This window comes from Streptomyces sp. NPDC043867, from assembly GCF_056435845.1.
Window position 1 is genome coordinate 189,076 of the sequence record NZ_JBWKDS010000007.1, and the last position, 14,487, is coordinate 203,562.

General features: G+C 72.5%; 10 protein-coding genes. 2 read left to right on the forward strand and 8 right to left on the reverse strand.

Going from position 1 to position 14,487, the window contains the following annotated elements; genetic code table 11:
• Positions 1-106 precede the first annotated feature (106 nt).
• The 5 genes from ilvC to AC069T_RS09785 form a co-directional block, all read right to left on the reverse strand.
• Positions 107-1,108 carry a ketol-acid reductoisomerase gene (gene ilvC, locus AC069T_RS09765; RefSeq protein WP_358855745.1) on the reverse strand — a complete coding sequence of 334 codons (1,002 nt, stop codon included), beginning with the start codon at positions 1,106-1,108 and terminating at the stop codon, positions 107-109.
• Positions 1,109-1,263: 155 nt separating this feature from the next.
• Positions 1,264-1,788, reverse strand: coding sequence for an acetolactate synthase small subunit (ilvN, locus tag AC069T_RS09770; RefSeq protein ID WP_478782216.1), 525 nt, complete (start codon positions 1,786-1,788; stop codon positions 1,264-1,266).
• A gap of 26 nt (positions 1,789-1,814) precedes the next feature.
• Positions 1,815-3,671, reverse strand: coding sequence for an acetolactate synthase large subunit (locus AC069T_RS09775; protein ID WP_478782217.1), 1,857 nt, complete (start codon positions 3,669-3,671; stop codon positions 1,815-1,817).
• Positions 3,672-3,900: 229 nt separating this feature from the next.
• Positions 3,901-6,972, reverse strand: a complete 3,072-nt coding sequence (locus AC069T_RS09780; protein WP_478782218.1) for an EAL domain-containing protein — start codon at positions 6,970-6,972, stop codon at positions 3,901-3,903.
• Between the two features lie 403 nt (positions 6,973-7,375).
• Positions 7,376-8,317 (reverse strand): 2-hydroxyacid dehydrogenase, encoded by a 942-nt coding sequence (locus AC069T_RS09785; RefSeq protein ID WP_478782219.1) that lies wholly within the window; start codon positions 8,315-8,317, stop codon positions 7,376-7,378.
• A gap of 75 nt (positions 8,318-8,392) precedes the next feature.
• Between AC069T_RS09785 and AC069T_RS09790 the strand changes: the two genes are divergently transcribed.
• Positions 8,393-9,391: an aldo/keto reductase gene (locus AC069T_RS09790; RefSeq protein ID WP_478782220.1), complete on the forward strand. Its 999-nt coding sequence runs from the start codon at positions 8,393-8,395 to the stop codon at positions 9,389-9,391.
• Between the two features lie 129 nt (positions 9,392-9,520).
• Entirely contained in the window at positions 9,521-10,651 is a 1,131-nt protein-coding gene (locus AC069T_RS09795) for a PQQ-dependent sugar dehydrogenase (RefSeq protein ID WP_478782277.1), read from the forward strand.
• A 9-nt stretch (positions 10,652-10,660) separates the two neighbouring features.
• Here the strand turns inward: AC069T_RS09795 and AC069T_RS09800 are convergent, their stop codons facing one another.
• From AC069T_RS09800 to AC069T_RS09810, 3 genes are all read right to left on the reverse strand, one after another.
• Positions 10,661-10,954, reverse strand: coding sequence for a DUF6191 domain-containing protein (locus AC069T_RS09800; RefSeq protein WP_478782278.1), 294 nt, complete (start codon positions 10,952-10,954; stop codon positions 10,661-10,663).
• 32 nt (positions 10,955-10,986) lie between these two features.
• Positions 10,987-14,055 carry a helix-turn-helix transcriptional regulator gene (locus tag AC069T_RS09805; protein ID WP_478782221.1) on the reverse strand — a complete coding sequence of 1,023 codons (3,069 nt, stop codon included), beginning with the start codon at positions 14,053-14,055 and terminating at the stop codon, positions 10,987-10,989.
• Between the two features lie 197 nt (positions 14,056-14,252).
• Entirely contained in the window at positions 14,253-14,450 is a 198-nt protein-coding gene (locus AC069T_RS09810; RefSeq protein ID WP_478782222.1) for a hypothetical protein, read from the reverse strand.
• Between the last annotated feature and the right edge of the window lie 37 nt (positions 14,451-14,487).

Consider the following 14,487-nt stretch of genomic DNA (forward strand, 5'->3'; position numbering starts at 1 on the left):
CCCGGCGTCTCCCCATTCACTCTCCTCCGCTTCCTCCTCCTTTCCCCCCCCCCCCCCCCCCCCCCCCCCCCCCCCCCCCCCCCCCCCCCCCCCCCCCCCGCGGGGCTCACGCCTCGTCGTCGTTGACCCAGCTCATGAGCTTGCGCAGCTCCTTGCCGGTGGTCTCCAGGAGGTGGTTCTCGTCCTGGGTCTTGTACTCGTTGTACTTCTTCAGGCCGCCGTGGTACTCGTCCATCCACTGCTGGGCGAACGTGCCGTCCTGGATCTCCGTGAGGACCTTCTTCATCTCCGCCTTGGTGGCGTCGGTGATGATCCGCGGGCCGGTGATGTAGTCGCCCCACTCGGCGGTCTCGGAGACCGACCAGCGCATCTTCTCCAGGCCGCCCTCGTACATCAGGTCGACGATGAGCTTCAGCTCGTGGAGGCACTCGAAGTACGCGATCTCCGGCTGGTAGCCGGCCTCGGTCAGCGTCTCGAAGCCCGCCTTGACCAGCGCGGCCGTACCACCGCAGAGAACGGCCTGCTCACCGAACAGGTCGGTCTCGGTCTCCTCGGTGAACGTCGTCTTGATGACGCCGGCGCGGGTGCCGCCGATGCCCTTGGCGTACGAGAGCGCCAGCGCGAACGCGTCGCCGGTGGCGTCCTGCTCGACGGCCGCGATGCAGGGAACGCCGCGGCCCTCCTCGTACTGACGACGCACCAGGTGGCCCGGGCCCTTCGGGGCGACCATGCACACGTCGATGCCGGCCGGGGGCTTGATGAAGCCGAAGCGGACGTTCAGGCCGTGGCCGAAGAACAGCGCGTCGCCGTCGTTCAGGTTGTCCTTGATGGACTCCTCGTAGACCTGGGCCTGGATCGGGTCCGGGACCAGGATCATGATGACGTCGGCCTCGGCCGCCGCCTCCGACGGCGTCACCACGCGCAGGCCCTGCTCCTCGGCCTTGGCCTTGGACTTGGAGCCCTCGTGCAGACCGACGCGGACGTCGACACCCGAGTCACGGAGCGACAGCGCGTGGGCGTGGCCCTGGCTGCCGTAACCGATGACCGCGACCTTGCGGCCCTGGATGATGGACAGGTCGGCATCGTCGTCGTAGAACAGCTCGGCCACTGGGGATCTCCTTGGTGTGCTGGTGTTGCGTCCCACCGTACGGCGGGCGAGGGAGGGGAAGTCTTCGGGTCTCGGAATACGGGCGGTCGGCGGCTGCGAACCGTCCGTTTCCGGTCGTACCGGAGCCGGGGACGGGCCGTCCCCGGCGCCGGCGGTCAGGCGGACCGGTCGAGGGCGCGCAGCGACCGGTCGGTGATCGAGCGGGCGCCGCGGCCGATGGCGATCGTGCCCGACTGGACGAGCTCCTTGATGCCGAACGGCTCCAGCATCTTGAGCATGGCCTCCAGCTTGTCGCTGCCGCCGGTGGCCTCGATGGTGACGGCCTCCGGGGAGACGTCGACGGTCTTGGCGCGGAACAGCTGGACGATCTCGGTGATCTGGGAGCGCGTCTCGTTGTCGGCGCGCACCTTCACCAGAACGAGTTCCCGCTGAACGGCGGAACCCGGCTCCAGTTCGACGATCTTCAGGACGTTGACGAGCTTGTTGAGCTGCTTGGTCACCTGCTCCAGCGGCAGGTCGGCGACGCTCACCACGATCGTGATGCGGGAGATGTCGGGGTGCTCGGTGACACCGACCGCGAGCGAGTCGATGTTGAAGCCGCGACGCGAGAACAGGGCGGTGATCCGGGCGAGGACACCCGGCTTGTTCTCGACCAGGACGGAGAGCGTGTGCTTGGACATGGGTCTCGTTCCTTTTCCTACGGCTCTCAGTCGTCTTCGTTGTCGCCGAAGTCGGGGCGGACGTCCCGGGCGGCCATGATCTCGTCGTTCGAGGTGCCGGCGGCGACCATCGGCCACACCATCGCGTCCTCGTGGACGATGAAGTCCACGACGACCGGGCGGTCGTTGACCGAGTTCGCCTCCTCGATGACCTTGTCGAGGTCGGCCGGGGACTCGCAGCGGATGGCGTAGCAGCCCATGGCCTCCGACAGCTTCACGAAGTCGGGGACGCGGGTGCCGGCGCTGGGCTCCTTGCCGCTCGCCCCGGGGCCGGAGTGCAGCACGGTGTTGGAGTACCGCTGGTTGTAGAAGAGGGTCTGCCACTGGCGGACCATCCCGAGGGCACCGTTGTTGATGATGGCGACCTTGATCGGGATGTTGTTCAGGGCGCAGGTGGTGAGTTCCTGGTTGGTCATCTGGAAGCAGCCGTCGCCGTCGATCGCCCAGACCGTCCGGTCCGGGACGCCGGCCTTGGCGCCCATCGCGGCCGGGACCGCGTAGCCCATCGTCCCGGCGCCGCCCGAGTTCAGCCAGGTCGCGGGCCGCTCGTACCGGATGTAGTGCGCGGCCCACATCTGGTGCTGGCCGACGCCCGCCGCGAAGACCGTTCCCTCGGGGGCGAGTTGGCCGATGCGCTCGATCACCTGCTGCGGCGACAGCGAGCCGTTGTCGGGCTGCTCGTAGCCCAGCGGGTACGTCTCGCGCCAGCGGTTGAGGTCCTTCCACCAGGCGGTGTAGTCGCCCTGGTGGCCGTCGCTGTGCTCCTTCTGGACGGCCTGGACCAGGTCGGCGATGACCTCGCGGGCGTCACCGACGATCGGCACGTCGGCGGCGCGGTTCTTGCCGATCTCGGCCGGGTCGATGTCGGCGTGGACGATCTTGGCGAACGGGGCGAAGCTGTCCAGCTTGCCGGTGACGCGGTCGTCGAAGCGGGCTCCGAGGGCGACGATCAGGTCGGCCTTCTGCAGCGCGGTGACGGCGGTGACCGCACCGTGCATGCCCGGCATCCCCACGTGCAGCGGGTGGCTGTCGGGGAATGCGCCGAGCGCCATCAGGGTGGTGGTGACGGGCGCTCCGGTGAGTTCGGCGAGGACCTTCAGCTCGGCGGTGGCCCGTGCCTTCAGGACGCCGCCGCCGACGTACAGGACCGGCCGCTTCGCGGCGGTGATCAGCTTGGCGGCCTCGCGGATCTGCTTGGCGTGCGGCTTGGTCACCGGGCGGTAGCCGGGCAGGTCCTGGGTGGGCGGCCAGCTGAAGGTGGTCTGTGCCTGGAGGGCGTCCTTGGCGATGTCGACGAGGACGGGACCGGGGCGGCCGGTGGAGGCGATGTGGAACGCCTCCGCGATCGTCCGCGGGATGTCCTCGGCCTTGGTCACCAGGAAGTTGTGCTTGGTGATCGGCATCGTGATGCCGACGATGTCGGCCTCCTGGAAGGCGTCCGTGCCGATCGCCTTGGAGGCGACCTGGCCGGTGATGGCGACCATCGGCACGGAGTCCATGTGGGCGTCGGCGATCGGCGTGACCAGGTTGGTGGCGCCCGGTCCGGACGTCGCCATGCAGACGCCGACCCTGCCGGTGGCCTGCGCGTAGCCGGTGGCCGCGTGACCGGCACCCTGCTCGTGACGGACGAGCACGTGCCGCACGCGCGTCGAGTCCATCAGGGGGTCGTAGGCCGGAAGGATCGCACCGCCGGGAATGCCGAATACCGTGTCGGCCCCGACCTCCTCCAGAGAACGGATGAGGGACTGCGCACCCGTGACGCGCTCGGGGGCGGACTGATGTCCTCCGGAACGGGGCCGCGGCTGCGGATGGTGGGCCCCGGTGGCCTGGTCGGTCATCGGCATTCTCTTCTCGATGCTGAGGGTTTTTGCGAGGTTTGTACGGTGTACGACAGGTGCCTGTGCAACAAAAAACCCCTCGTGCCGTGAGGCAAGCGAGGGGAGCGCGCCGGGTGCGGTCGCTGGGTGTTTCCGGATCGTCCTCCGGTGTGCCCCAGCTTCAGCCGACGCGCTTTCCAAGTACGAGAATTCGGGTGCGCATGGCATTGACCCTCCCTCCGGCACGCACCGGCTGTCAAGTGGGTGGGACGGGAGTCTCATTATGTGAACGCAGCACGGTGCCGCCCCCGAAGCCGACGGGGAGGCCGCCGCCGAACATCGCGGCGCCCTTGCCGGCGAACGCGGGCTCCACCGGGCCGTGCGGCACCGGACAGTGGCCGCGGGACAGCGCGCGGCGCAGCCGGTACTCGTCGAGGGGCCCGGAGAAGGCCATCCCCTGTCCGTGCGTGCAGCCCATCGCGCGCAGGGCGATGACCTGCTCGGGCAGATCCACCCCGTCGGCCACGGACTGCAGCCCGAGGTCGGTGGCGATGCGCAGCAGCCCGCTGGTGATCTTGTGCAGCCGCGCGGACTCGACGACCCCCTCGATCAGGCCGCGGTCGAGTTTCAGTACGTCGACGGGGAGCCGGCGCAGGGCGGTGATGGCCGCGTAGCCGCTGCCGAAGCCGTCCAGGGCGATCCGGACGCCCATGCGCCGCAAGGCGTTCAGGCGGCGCTCCAGCTCGTCCAGGGAGACCCGGGGGTCCATGTCGGACAGCTCGACGACCAGGCCGCCCGAGGCGAGGCCGTGCCGGGTGAGCAGCGCCTCGACGGAGCCGAGCGGCATCGAGCGGTCCAGCAGCCTGCGGGCGCCCATCCGGACGGCGACGGGCACGGACAGGCCGGTGGCGGCGCGCTCGGCGGCGTGCTGGACGGCCTGCTCCAGCACCCAGCGGCCGAGCTCGGAGGTGCGGTCGCTGTCCTCGGCCACGCGCAGGAACTCGGCCGGGGTGAAGAAGACGCCCTGGGAGGAGCGCCAGCGCGCCTGGGCGGCGACCGAGGTGATCCGGCCGGTCTCCAGGGAGACCACCGGCTGGTGGAGCAGCGCGAACTCGCCGTCGTGCAGGGCGGCCCGCAGCCGTGTCGCCAGTTCCGCCTTGCGGACGACGTCCTGCTGCATCTGGGGTGCGTACAGCTCGACGCGGCCCTTGCCCGCGCCCTTGGCCCGGTACATGGCGAGGTCCGCGTTGCGCAGCAGCTCGCCCGCGCCGAGGCCCGGTTCGGCGAAGGCGACGCCGATGGAGGCGGCGACCCGGACATCGTTGCCGTCGATGGCGTACGGCTGGGACAGGGTGATCCTGAGCCGGTCGGCGAGCTCCATGATGTGGCGCTCGCGCGCGGTGCGGTCGCGGGCGCCGTCACCGACGATGAGGGCCGCGAACTCGTCGCCGCCGAGGCGGGCGGCCGTGTCGCCCTGCCGTACGGAGTCCTGGAGCCTGCGGGCGGCCTGGACGAGGAGCTCGTCGCCCGCCTGGTGCCCGATGGTGTCGTTCACCGCCTTGAAGCCGTCGAGGTCGATGAAGAGGACGGCGGTGCCGCGGTCGGAGGAGCGGCGGCCGGACAGCGCCTGCTGCACGCGCCGGGTGAACAGGGCGCGGTTGGGCAGGTCGGTGAGCGGGTCGTGCTCGGCGTTGTGCTGCAACTGCGCCTGGAGCCGCACCCTTTCGGTCACGTCACGGCTGTTGAAGATGAGGCCGCCGTGGTGGCGGTTGACGGTGGACTCCACGTTGAGCCAGCCGCCGTCACCCGACTTGAAGCGGCACTCGATCCGGGCGGTGGGTTCCTCGCTGTGGCCGGCGGCCAGGAAACGGCGCACCTCGTGCAGTACGCACCCGAGGTCCTCGGGGTGGATCAGGGCGGCCAGCTCGGAGCCGACGAGCTCCTCGGCGGGCCGGCCGTAGACCCCGGCGGCGGCCGGACTCACGTACCGCAGGATGCCGTTGGGCGCGGCGATCATGATGACATCGCTGGAGCCCTGGACCAGGGAGCGGAAGTGGTTCTCCTTCTGGGCCAGTTCCTGGGTGAGCGTGATGTTGTCGAGGAGCATGATGCCCTGGCGCACCACGAGGGCGAGGACGACCGTGCCGCCGGTGATCAGCACGACGCGGTCGACGCTGTGGCCGTTCAGCACGTTGTAGAGAATGCCCAGGGTGCAGACCGCGGCGGCCAGATAGGGCGTGAGCGCGGCCAGCGAACCGGTGATGGGCCGGGTGGCCGGATACCGTCCCCGGTCGCCGCCCGGCACGGATCCCGGGAGCGGAGCGTGTCCCGGAGCGGATGCCTGCCGCGGAGCGTGTCCCGGCGGCGGAGCGTGTCCCGGCGCGGGGAGAGGGCCCTGTCGCGGTCCGTGGACGGGACCGCCGGGACGCTGCCCGGGGACGTGCTCGTGGACCACGCGCGTGTACCCCTCGACGTCCGGGTGCCCGGGGCCGCCGCCGGCCCAGGGGGCGTAGGCGAGCAGCAGGGAACCGGCGAACCAGCCCGCGTCCAGGAGCTGTCCCGAGCGGTAGCCGTTGTGCAGCAGGGGCGAGGTGAACAGGGCGTCGCACATCACCGTGAGGGCGAGCGCGCCGATGGCGGTGTTCACCGCGGACCGGTTCACCGCCGACCGCCGGAAGTGCAGCGCGAGCACCATGCTGACCAGGGCGATGTCCAGGAGCGGGTACGCGAGGGAGAGCGCGGTGTGCGGGACGCTCGGCCCGCCCGTCCTGGCCGCCTGCGCGAGCGCCAGACTCCACGACAGGGTGAGCAGCGAGCCGCCGATCAGCCACGCGTCCAGGGCCAGGCAGACCCAGCCGGCCTTGGTCACCGGCCTCTTGGCCAGCACGAGCAGACCCACGATGGCCGGCGGCGCGAAGCACAGGAAGAACAGGTCCGCGTAGCTCGGGCTGGGCACGGCGATCCCGAGCACGACCTCGTACCACCCCCAGACCAGATTGCCCAGCGCGGCCATCACGGAGGACAGCGAGAACAGCAGCCAGGCCGGCCGGAAGCGGATGCGGCGCCTGCGGGCGTACAGGAAGCAGGAGACCGCGGCGGTCCCCGCGGCGGCGCTCAGCCCGAAGTCGCCCATGACGAGGGCGGCATGGGGGGAACCCCAGCCGAACGCGGAACCGACGGCGTACGCGGCGCACACCAGGGCCAGGGCGAGCTGCGCCCGCAGGCTCGCCCCGCCGCCCGGCGCGGGACCGCGGGTCAGCAGCGCCCCGAGGAGCCGCGGCGTGCGCAGCGGCCCGTCGAACGCGGCGGGCGGCGGCGGGGAACTCACCGCGCCCACCCGGTCCGTGCCGCTCCCGGGTCCCGCCGGTCCCGGTGCGCGGGATGTGTGTGCCTCCTGCGGCCGCTGGGCCTGCGGTGCTGGTGGTGACCGCCGCGGCCGGGTCCTCGCCTGCGCGTCATCGCGAGCCGGGGTCGCCGTCGGCGGCCCCGCCGCGTCGGATCGGTGGTCCATAGGCCGTGCATCGCCCGTCGCCCCCCTCGCAGTCCTGAACGCTCATCCCCGGCGCCGAACGGTCCGCGGCGCAGCCCCTGTCGGGACGATACACCAGTCTCGTCACTCAGGGACATAGTTCCTCTACGCTCTGTAACTACCAGCGGGAATGCCGGTACGCACCGCGTCCGGGGGACTCCGGAGGGTGCCCGAAGCGGACGGGGAGTGAACGGTACGCCGTTCAAGCGCCCGTCGTGCGGACGACGTTCACCAGCGGCTCCCCGCGCGCGAAGCGGTTCAGCTGTGCGACCAGGAGCCGCTTGGCGCGCGGCAGGAACGCGGACGTGGGCCCGCCTACGTGCGGGCTGACGAGCACACCCGGCGCGTGCCACAACGGGTGCCCCGGCGGCAGCGGTTCGGGGTCCGTCACGTCGAGGGCCGCGGTGATCCGCCCCGCCTCCAGTTCGGCGAGCAGGGCCTTGGTGTCCACGACGGGGCCGCGGGCGACGTTGACGAGGAGGGCGCCGTCCTTCATGCGGGCGAGGAAGTCCGCGCCGGCCAGGCCACGGGTGCTGTCGTCGAGCGGAGTGGACAGGATGACGACGTCGGCGTCGGGCAGCAGGGCGGGCAGATCGGTGAGCGGGTGCACCGGGCCGCGCTCCGTGGTGCGGGCGGAGCGCGCGACGCGTACGACCCGCGCGAGTTCGAAGGGCGCGAGCCGGTCCTCGATCGCGGCGCCGATCGACCCGTAACCCACGATGAGGACGGACTTGTCGGCCAGCGCCGGACGGAAGCCGGAGCGCCACTCCTCCCTGTCCTGTCCCCGGACGAAGTCGGGGATGCCGCGCAGCGAGGCAAGGACGAGCGTCAGGGCGAGTTCGCCGGTGCTGGCCTCGTGCACTCCGCGCGCGTTGCACAACCGCACGCCCGGGCGCAGGTGCGCGAGGCCCGGCTCGACGTGGTCGATGCCCGCGGACAGGGTCTGGACGGCCTGCACGGACGTCATTTGGGGCAGCGGGCGCACGGAGACCTCGGCGCCCTTCATGTACGGCACCACGTAGAAGGCGCATGCGGCGGGGTCCGCGGGAAAGTCCTGGTCGCCGTTCCAGAAGCGGTAGTCGAGGCCCGCGGGGAGGCCCTCGATCTCGTCCGCGCCGAACGGAAGCCACACATCGGAAGTCATGGTCAGGAGGCTATGCGAAGGCCGTGCCCGCCCATTGGTTAGTTTGGGGTGCCAGGAGAGGGAGGGTTCGGCCACGTGGAGCGCAGGACGATCGGTGCGGCGACGCTCGATGTGGGGGCCGTGGGCCTGGGGTGCATGCCGATGAGCTGGGCGTACAGCGGTTCGCGGCAGCGGGGTGAGGAGTCGCTGCGGACCGTGCACCGGGCTCTCGACGTGGGCTCGTCGCTGCTGGACACCGCCGACATGTACGGCCCGTTCACCAACGAGCTGCTGGTGGGGCGGGTGTTGAGGGAGCGGCGCGCCGAGGCGTTCGTGTCGACCAAGGTCGGGCTGCTGGTGGGCGAGCAGCACATCGTGGCCAACGGCCGTCCCGGCTACGTGAAACGGGCCTGCGACGCCTCGCTGCGCCGGCTGCAGACGGACGTGATCGATCTCTACCAGCTGCACCGCGCGGACCCGGAGATACCGGTCGAGGAGACCTGGGGCGCGATGGCGGAGCTGGTGGCGGCGGGGAAGGTGCGCGCGCTGGGGCTGTGTGCGGTGGGCGCGCGCTCCCGCCGCCGGGCGGGTGCCCGGCTGCACGACGGGACGATCCGGCAGCTGGAGCGGGTGCAGCAGGTGTTCCCGGTGAGCGCGGTGCAGGCCGAGCTGTCGGTGTGGTCGCCGGAGGCGCTGGACGCGCTGCTGCCGTGGTGCGCGGCACGCGGGGTGGGTTTCCTCGCCGCGATGCCGCTCGGCAACGGGTTCCTGACCGGGACGCTGACACCCGGCGAGGGCTTCGAACGGGACGACCTGCGCGCCCGGCACCCCCGCTTCACGGCCGAGATGATGGCCGCCAACCAGCCGATCGTCGTCGGACTGCGCCGGATCGCCGAACGGTACGGCGCCGGGGTGACCCCCGCGCAGGTGGCCCTGGCCTGGGTCCTGGCGCAGGGCCCGCACGTGGTGCCGGTGCCCGGCGCCAAGCGGGAGCGGTGGGTGACGGAGAACGCGGGCGCGGGGGAACTGCGGCTGACGGCAGAGGATCTGGCCCGGGTGGCGCGCCTGCCGGCGGCACAGGGATCCTGGGACTGACCGGAGTTCCCCGGCATCGGCCGCGGGTGATCGGGAACCTGTGGGCCGCGAGCGGTGTATGAACAGTAGGACCGCCGCTTCGAAGGGACCTTGATCGTGCAACGTCGAGCTGTGACGGCCGTGTTGGCCATGGCCGCGCTCCTGCTGACGGCCGGCTGTTCCTCCGGCGACGGAGGAGGGCCGGACGCCACCGCGAGCGCGTCACCGGGCAGGACGAGCCACGGGACCTCGTCCTCCGGGAAGCCCCCGCAGGACACCCCGCCCGCGAAGGGCTCGGTCGAGGTGGTGCGCACGGTCACCGAGGGTCTGAAGACCCCCTGGGGCCTGGCCCCGCTGCCGGGCGGCGACCTGCTCGTCTCCTCCCGCGACGAGGGCACGGTCACCCGGGTCGACGCGAGAACGGGCAGGAAGACGGAGCTGGGCCGGGTGCCGGGAGTGGCTGCGGAGGGCGAGGGCGGACTCCTGGGCCTCGCCCTGTCCCCCGAGTACGCCTCGGACCACATGGTCTACGCGTACTTCACCACCGCGTCGGACAACCGCATCGCCCGCATGCTGTACGAGGACAGGAAGCCGGCGGGCGAGCAGCTGGGCGCGCCGGACACGGTCTTCAGAGGCATCCCCAAGGGGTTCATCCACAACGGCGGGCGGATCGCGTTCGGCCCGGACAGGATGCTGTACGCGGGCACGGGCGAGACCGGCGACAAGGGCCTGGCCCAGGACAGGAAGTCACCGGCCGGCAAGATCCTGAGGATGACGCCGGAGGGCGAGCCGGCCCCGGGCAACCCCTTCGACGGCTCCGTCGTCTACTCGTACGGCCATCGCAACGTCCAGGGCCTCGCCTGGGACGACAAGCAGCGTCTGTGGGCGTCCGAGTTCGGCCAGGACACCTGGGACGAGCTGAACCACATCGGTCCCGGTGACAACGACGGCTGGCCCGGCGCCGAGGGCCGCAGCGACGACGGCAGGTTCAAGAACCCGGTCGCCCAGTGGCACACGGACGAGGCCTCCCCCAGCGGCATCGCCCTGGCGGAGGGCTCGGTCTGGATGGCGGGCCTGCGCGGCCGGTGCCTGTGGCGGATCCCCCTGGCGGGCGTCAAGGCCTCGGCGAAGCCGCAGGCGTTCCTCAAGGGCGAGTACGGCCGGCTGCGCACGGTGGTCTCCGCGGGCGGCGACAGGCTGTGGCTGGTGACGAGCGAGACGGACGGCCGCGGGTCCCCCGGCGCCGGGGACGACAGGATCCTGGAGCTGGAGGTGAAGTAGGCGAAGGCGTCAGCCGGCGCCGGGCCGCTCGTGCGCCGGGTCGGCGCCGGCGACCCCGTCGTCCTTCGTGGCGGCCGAGGCGGCGTCCTCGGGGGAGGCCGAGACCGCCTCCTCGGGGGAGGGTCCTTCCGCGGTCGCGTCCCGCTCCGGTGTCTGCTGCGCGCGGACGACCACCTTGCCCGAGGACAGGTCTATGGGCCCGCGCCCCGGGTCGCCGTCGTTCAGGTCGACACGGGTCAGCTCCAGCCGCTTGCGTTCGTCGTTGGTGTGCTTGCGGCCCGGTGCGAACAGCTCCTCGAACATGTTGAACACGGCGCCTCCCTCGGCCCGGATCCTTACAGCGTAGGCCCCTGTCCCACCGCGTGGGTGGCCGGTGTCTCCGGGGGGAAGAGCCGCAGCCGGTGCGCCAGCGCCGCCGCCTCGCCGCGGCCGGAGACACCGAGCTTGGCGAGGATGTTGGAGACGTGGACGCTGGCCGTCTTGGGCGAGATGAACAGCCGCTCGGCGATCTGGCGGTTGCTGCGGCCCACGGCGACCAGGCGCAGCACGTCGCGCTCGCGGCTGGTCAGGCCGAGTGCTTCGACGGGGTCGGCGGCCGCCCGGGGGGTCCCGGCGGGGGCGTGGGTGAGCGTGAGACGGGCGCGCCGGGCGAGCACGGCGACGGAGTCGGCGAGGGGACGGGCGCCGAGATGGAGGGCGGCCGCCCGGGCCAGCCGCAACAGCTCCGTGGCACGGGCCCGTTCGTCGTCGCCCGCGCCGGAGGCGAGCAGCGCCTCGGCGAGCCGGTGCCGGACGCGGGCCAGGTCGTAGGGGCGCGCCAGGGGTTCTACAGCGGTGACGACGTCGGACCAGGCATGCGGGTCCGACGCTCCTTCGGCGCGGCGCAGTTCCGCGCGCACCCACTGCTCGTACGCCTGCCAGATGGGTGCCCCGGTGGCGAGGGACCGGGCGGCCCCGCGGATGCGGTCGAGGACCTCAGCGCGGCCCGGTGCCGCCTGGGGCAGGCCGCGGGCGTCGGCCTCGGCCGTGGTGCCGGCCAGCAGCAGCGGCCAGCCGTAGCGCTGGGTGCCGGGCGGGAAACCGGCGTCCAGGGCCTCGTGCAGCGCGGTGCGGGCGTCCAGGAGACGGCCCTCGCAGGCGGCGACGCCGATGGTGATGCGCAGCAGGGGCAGGGAGTTCTGGGGCATCGGGTCGTGGGTGCCGTAGAAGCCGCGGGCGGCGGCCAGGTGGCGGGCGGCCCCGGCCATGTCGCCCCGGGCGAGGGCGATGTGGGCGAGCCGGGTGGATCCGCCGCCGCGGGGCTTGGCGCTCTGGCCGGTGGTGTGCGCGTTCGTCGCGGCCTCCGTCGCCTCGTCCCAGCGGCCGAGCGAGTAGAGCGACTCGGAGAGGTTGGTCCACACCCAGGCCTCGGAGTCCAGCAGGCCCATCCGCTGGGTGAGTTGTATCCCTTCGCGGAGGATGGCGACCGACTCCTCGGAGCGGCCGACGCCCTCCAGGACGGACGGCAGGTTCACATGGCTGCGGCCCACGACATGGGTGACGCCGCGCTCGACGACCCGGTCCCTGACCTCGTACATCTCGGCGAGACCGGCCTCGACGTCACCGGCGTCGACCATCAGGCCGCCGAGGGTGAGCCGGGCGTTCAGCTCGATGTCGTCGGCGCCGACCATGCGCGCGTACTCGACGGCGCGCTGGGCGTCGGAGAGCGCGTCGGGTCCCGGTTCGTGCAGCATGGACCAGCCGGCGACCATGGCGAGGACCTCGGCGTGCACCTCCGAGGGCGGCAGACCCCGTACCAGCTCCTGCGCGGTGGCGAGTTCCTTCCAGCCGTCGCCGCGGGCCTGGCCCTGGACGAGACGGGAGCGCTGGACCCAGAACCAGGCCGCGCGCAGCGGGTCCTGCTCGTCCTCGAGGAGGCGCAGCGCCCGCTTGGTGATCTTCATGGCGCGCTCGCGCTCCCCGCACAGCCGCCCCGCGACGGCGGCCTCGGCCATCAGGTCGAGATAGCGCAGGGGCGTGGTGGCCGGGTCGCAGCCGCAGGGAGGGTACACCTCGGTGTAGTCGACGGGACGCAGTCCGGCCCGTACGGCGTCGGGGGCGACGTCCCACAGCTCCATCGCCCGCTCCAGGAGCCGCAGTTGCTCCGAGGGGGCGTGCCGGCGGCGGGCCTCGACCGAGGCGTGGAGGACGGCCGGCAGGGCCTTGGCGGCGTCATGGGCGTGGTACCAGTAGCTCGCCAGCCGGGTGGCGCGCTGGTCGGCCGGTACGAGCTCCGGGCGGGCCTCCAGGGCTTCGGCGTACCGGCGGTTGAGGCGCGAGCGCTCGCCGGGCAGCAGGTCGTCGCTGACGGCCTCGCGGACCAGGGAGTGACGGAAGCGGTAGCCGTCGCCACCGGGCGCGGGCAGCAGGATGTTGGCGCCGACGGCCGCGCGCAGCGCTTCGATCAGGTCGTCCTCGGCGAGCCGGGCCACGGCGGCGAGGAGCGGGTGCTCGACGGTGGAGCCGCCCTCGGCGACGATCCGGGCGACCCGCTGGGCGTCCTCGGGGAGCCCTTCGACGCGGACGAGCAGGAGGTCGCGGAGCGAGTCGGTGAGACCGGCGCAGCAGTCCTCGGGGGAGGCGACGGCGAGTTCCTCGACGAAGAAGGCGTTCCCGTCGGAGCGTTCGAAGATCTGGTCGACCTGGGCGGGGTCGGGTTCGTGGGCGAGGATCCCGGCGATCTGGCGGCCGACCTCGGCGCGGCTGAAGCGGCCCAGTTCGATCCGGCGGACCGTGCGGAGCCGGTCGAGCTCGGCGAGCAGGGGACGCAGGGGGTGACGCCGGTGGATGTCGTCGGCGCGGTAGGTGGCGACGACGACGAGGCGGCCGCTGCGCAGGGTGCGGAAGAGGTAGGCGAGGAGGTGCCGGGTGGAGGCGTCGGCCCAGTGCAGGTCCTCCAGGGCGAGGACGACCGTGCGGTCGGCGGCGACGCGCTCCAGAAGGCGGGCGGTGAGCTCGAAGAGGCGGGCCATGCCGTTCTCGTCGTGTCCCCGTCCGCGGGTGGCCTCGCCGAGTTCCGGCAGGAGCCTGGCCAGTTCCTCCTCCTGTCCGGCGGCCGCCGCGGCGAGTTCGCCGGGAAGCTCGCGGCGCAGGGCGCGCAGCGCGCTGGAGAAGGGGGCGAAGGGCAGTCCGTCGGCGCCGATCTCGACGCAGCCGCCGACTGCGACGACGGCTCCCTCGGCGCCGGCCGCGGTGGCGAACTCCTCGAGGAGGCGGGTCTTGCCGACACCGGCCTCGCCGCCGAGCAGCAACGCCTGGGGCTCGCCCGCGGCGGCGCGGGCGAGCGCATCGTGCAGCGCGTCCAGTTCGTCGGCTCGACCGATGAACACCGGGCTGACAGACCTGGTTTCCACAGCGCCGAGCATCGCACAGGGGTCCGACAGAGCGGCACCGGTTATCGGTGGCGTGCCCGCGGGACGCCTCTCGCGGACGGTGTCCGGCACGCCGCCGGCAGCGGCGGGAACGGCCGTCGTCCCGGCAGCCTGGCCGGCTGCCGGGACGACGGCGTTCTCCCCGTGAGGGCGGCCGACCCCCGTACGGCCGCCCCCTCCCGCCCGGACGCTCACGCGGCCCGGGCGAACCGGTGCCCGCGGGGGCGGTCGGTATGGGACCGCCCTCCGGCTTCGTGGAGTGCCGACTCCTGCGCGGCGGCGCGGCGGGCGGCGCGGCGGCCGCGGAGGGCCTCCCGCACCAGGCGGTGGTTCTCGGCCCGGCGGATCAGGTCGGCGGAACGGGTCTGGTGGATCTCGTACTCGTACATCTCGTGTCCCCTGGTGAAGAGTCGGTCTCGGCCTCGC

What these genes read in the sequence shown, in the direction of transcription:
- AC069T_RS09810 (WP_478782222.1), bottom strand. Translation starts at nt 14,450, where the DNA reads ATGTACGAGTACGAGATCCACCAGACCCGTTCCGCCGACCTGATCCGC.
- AC069T_RS09805 (WP_478782221.1), bottom strand. Translation starts at nt 14,055, where the DNA reads ATGCTCGGCGCTGTGGAAACCAGGTCTGTCAGCCCGGTGTTCATCGGT.
- AC069T_RS09800 (WP_478782278.1), bottom strand. Translation starts at nt 10,954, where the DNA reads ATGTTCGAGGAGCTGTTCGCACCGGGCCGCAAGCACACCAACGACGAA.
- AC069T_RS09785 (WP_478782219.1), bottom strand. Translation starts at nt 8,317, where the DNA reads ATGACTTCCGATGTGTGGCTTCCGTTCGGCGCGGACGAGATCGAGGGC.
- AC069T_RS09775 (WP_478782217.1), bottom strand. Translation starts at nt 3,671, where the DNA reads ATGCCGATGACCGACCAGGCCACCGGGGCCCACCATCCGCAGCCGCGG.
- ilvN (WP_478782216.1), bottom strand. Translation starts at nt 1,788, where the DNA reads ATGTCCAAGCACACGCTCTCCGTCCTGGTCGAGAACAAGCCGGGTGTC.
- AC069T_RS09795 (WP_478782277.1), top strand. Translation starts at nt 9,521, where the DNA reads ATGGCCGCGCTCCTGCTGACGGCCGGCTGTTCCTCCGGCGACGGAGGA.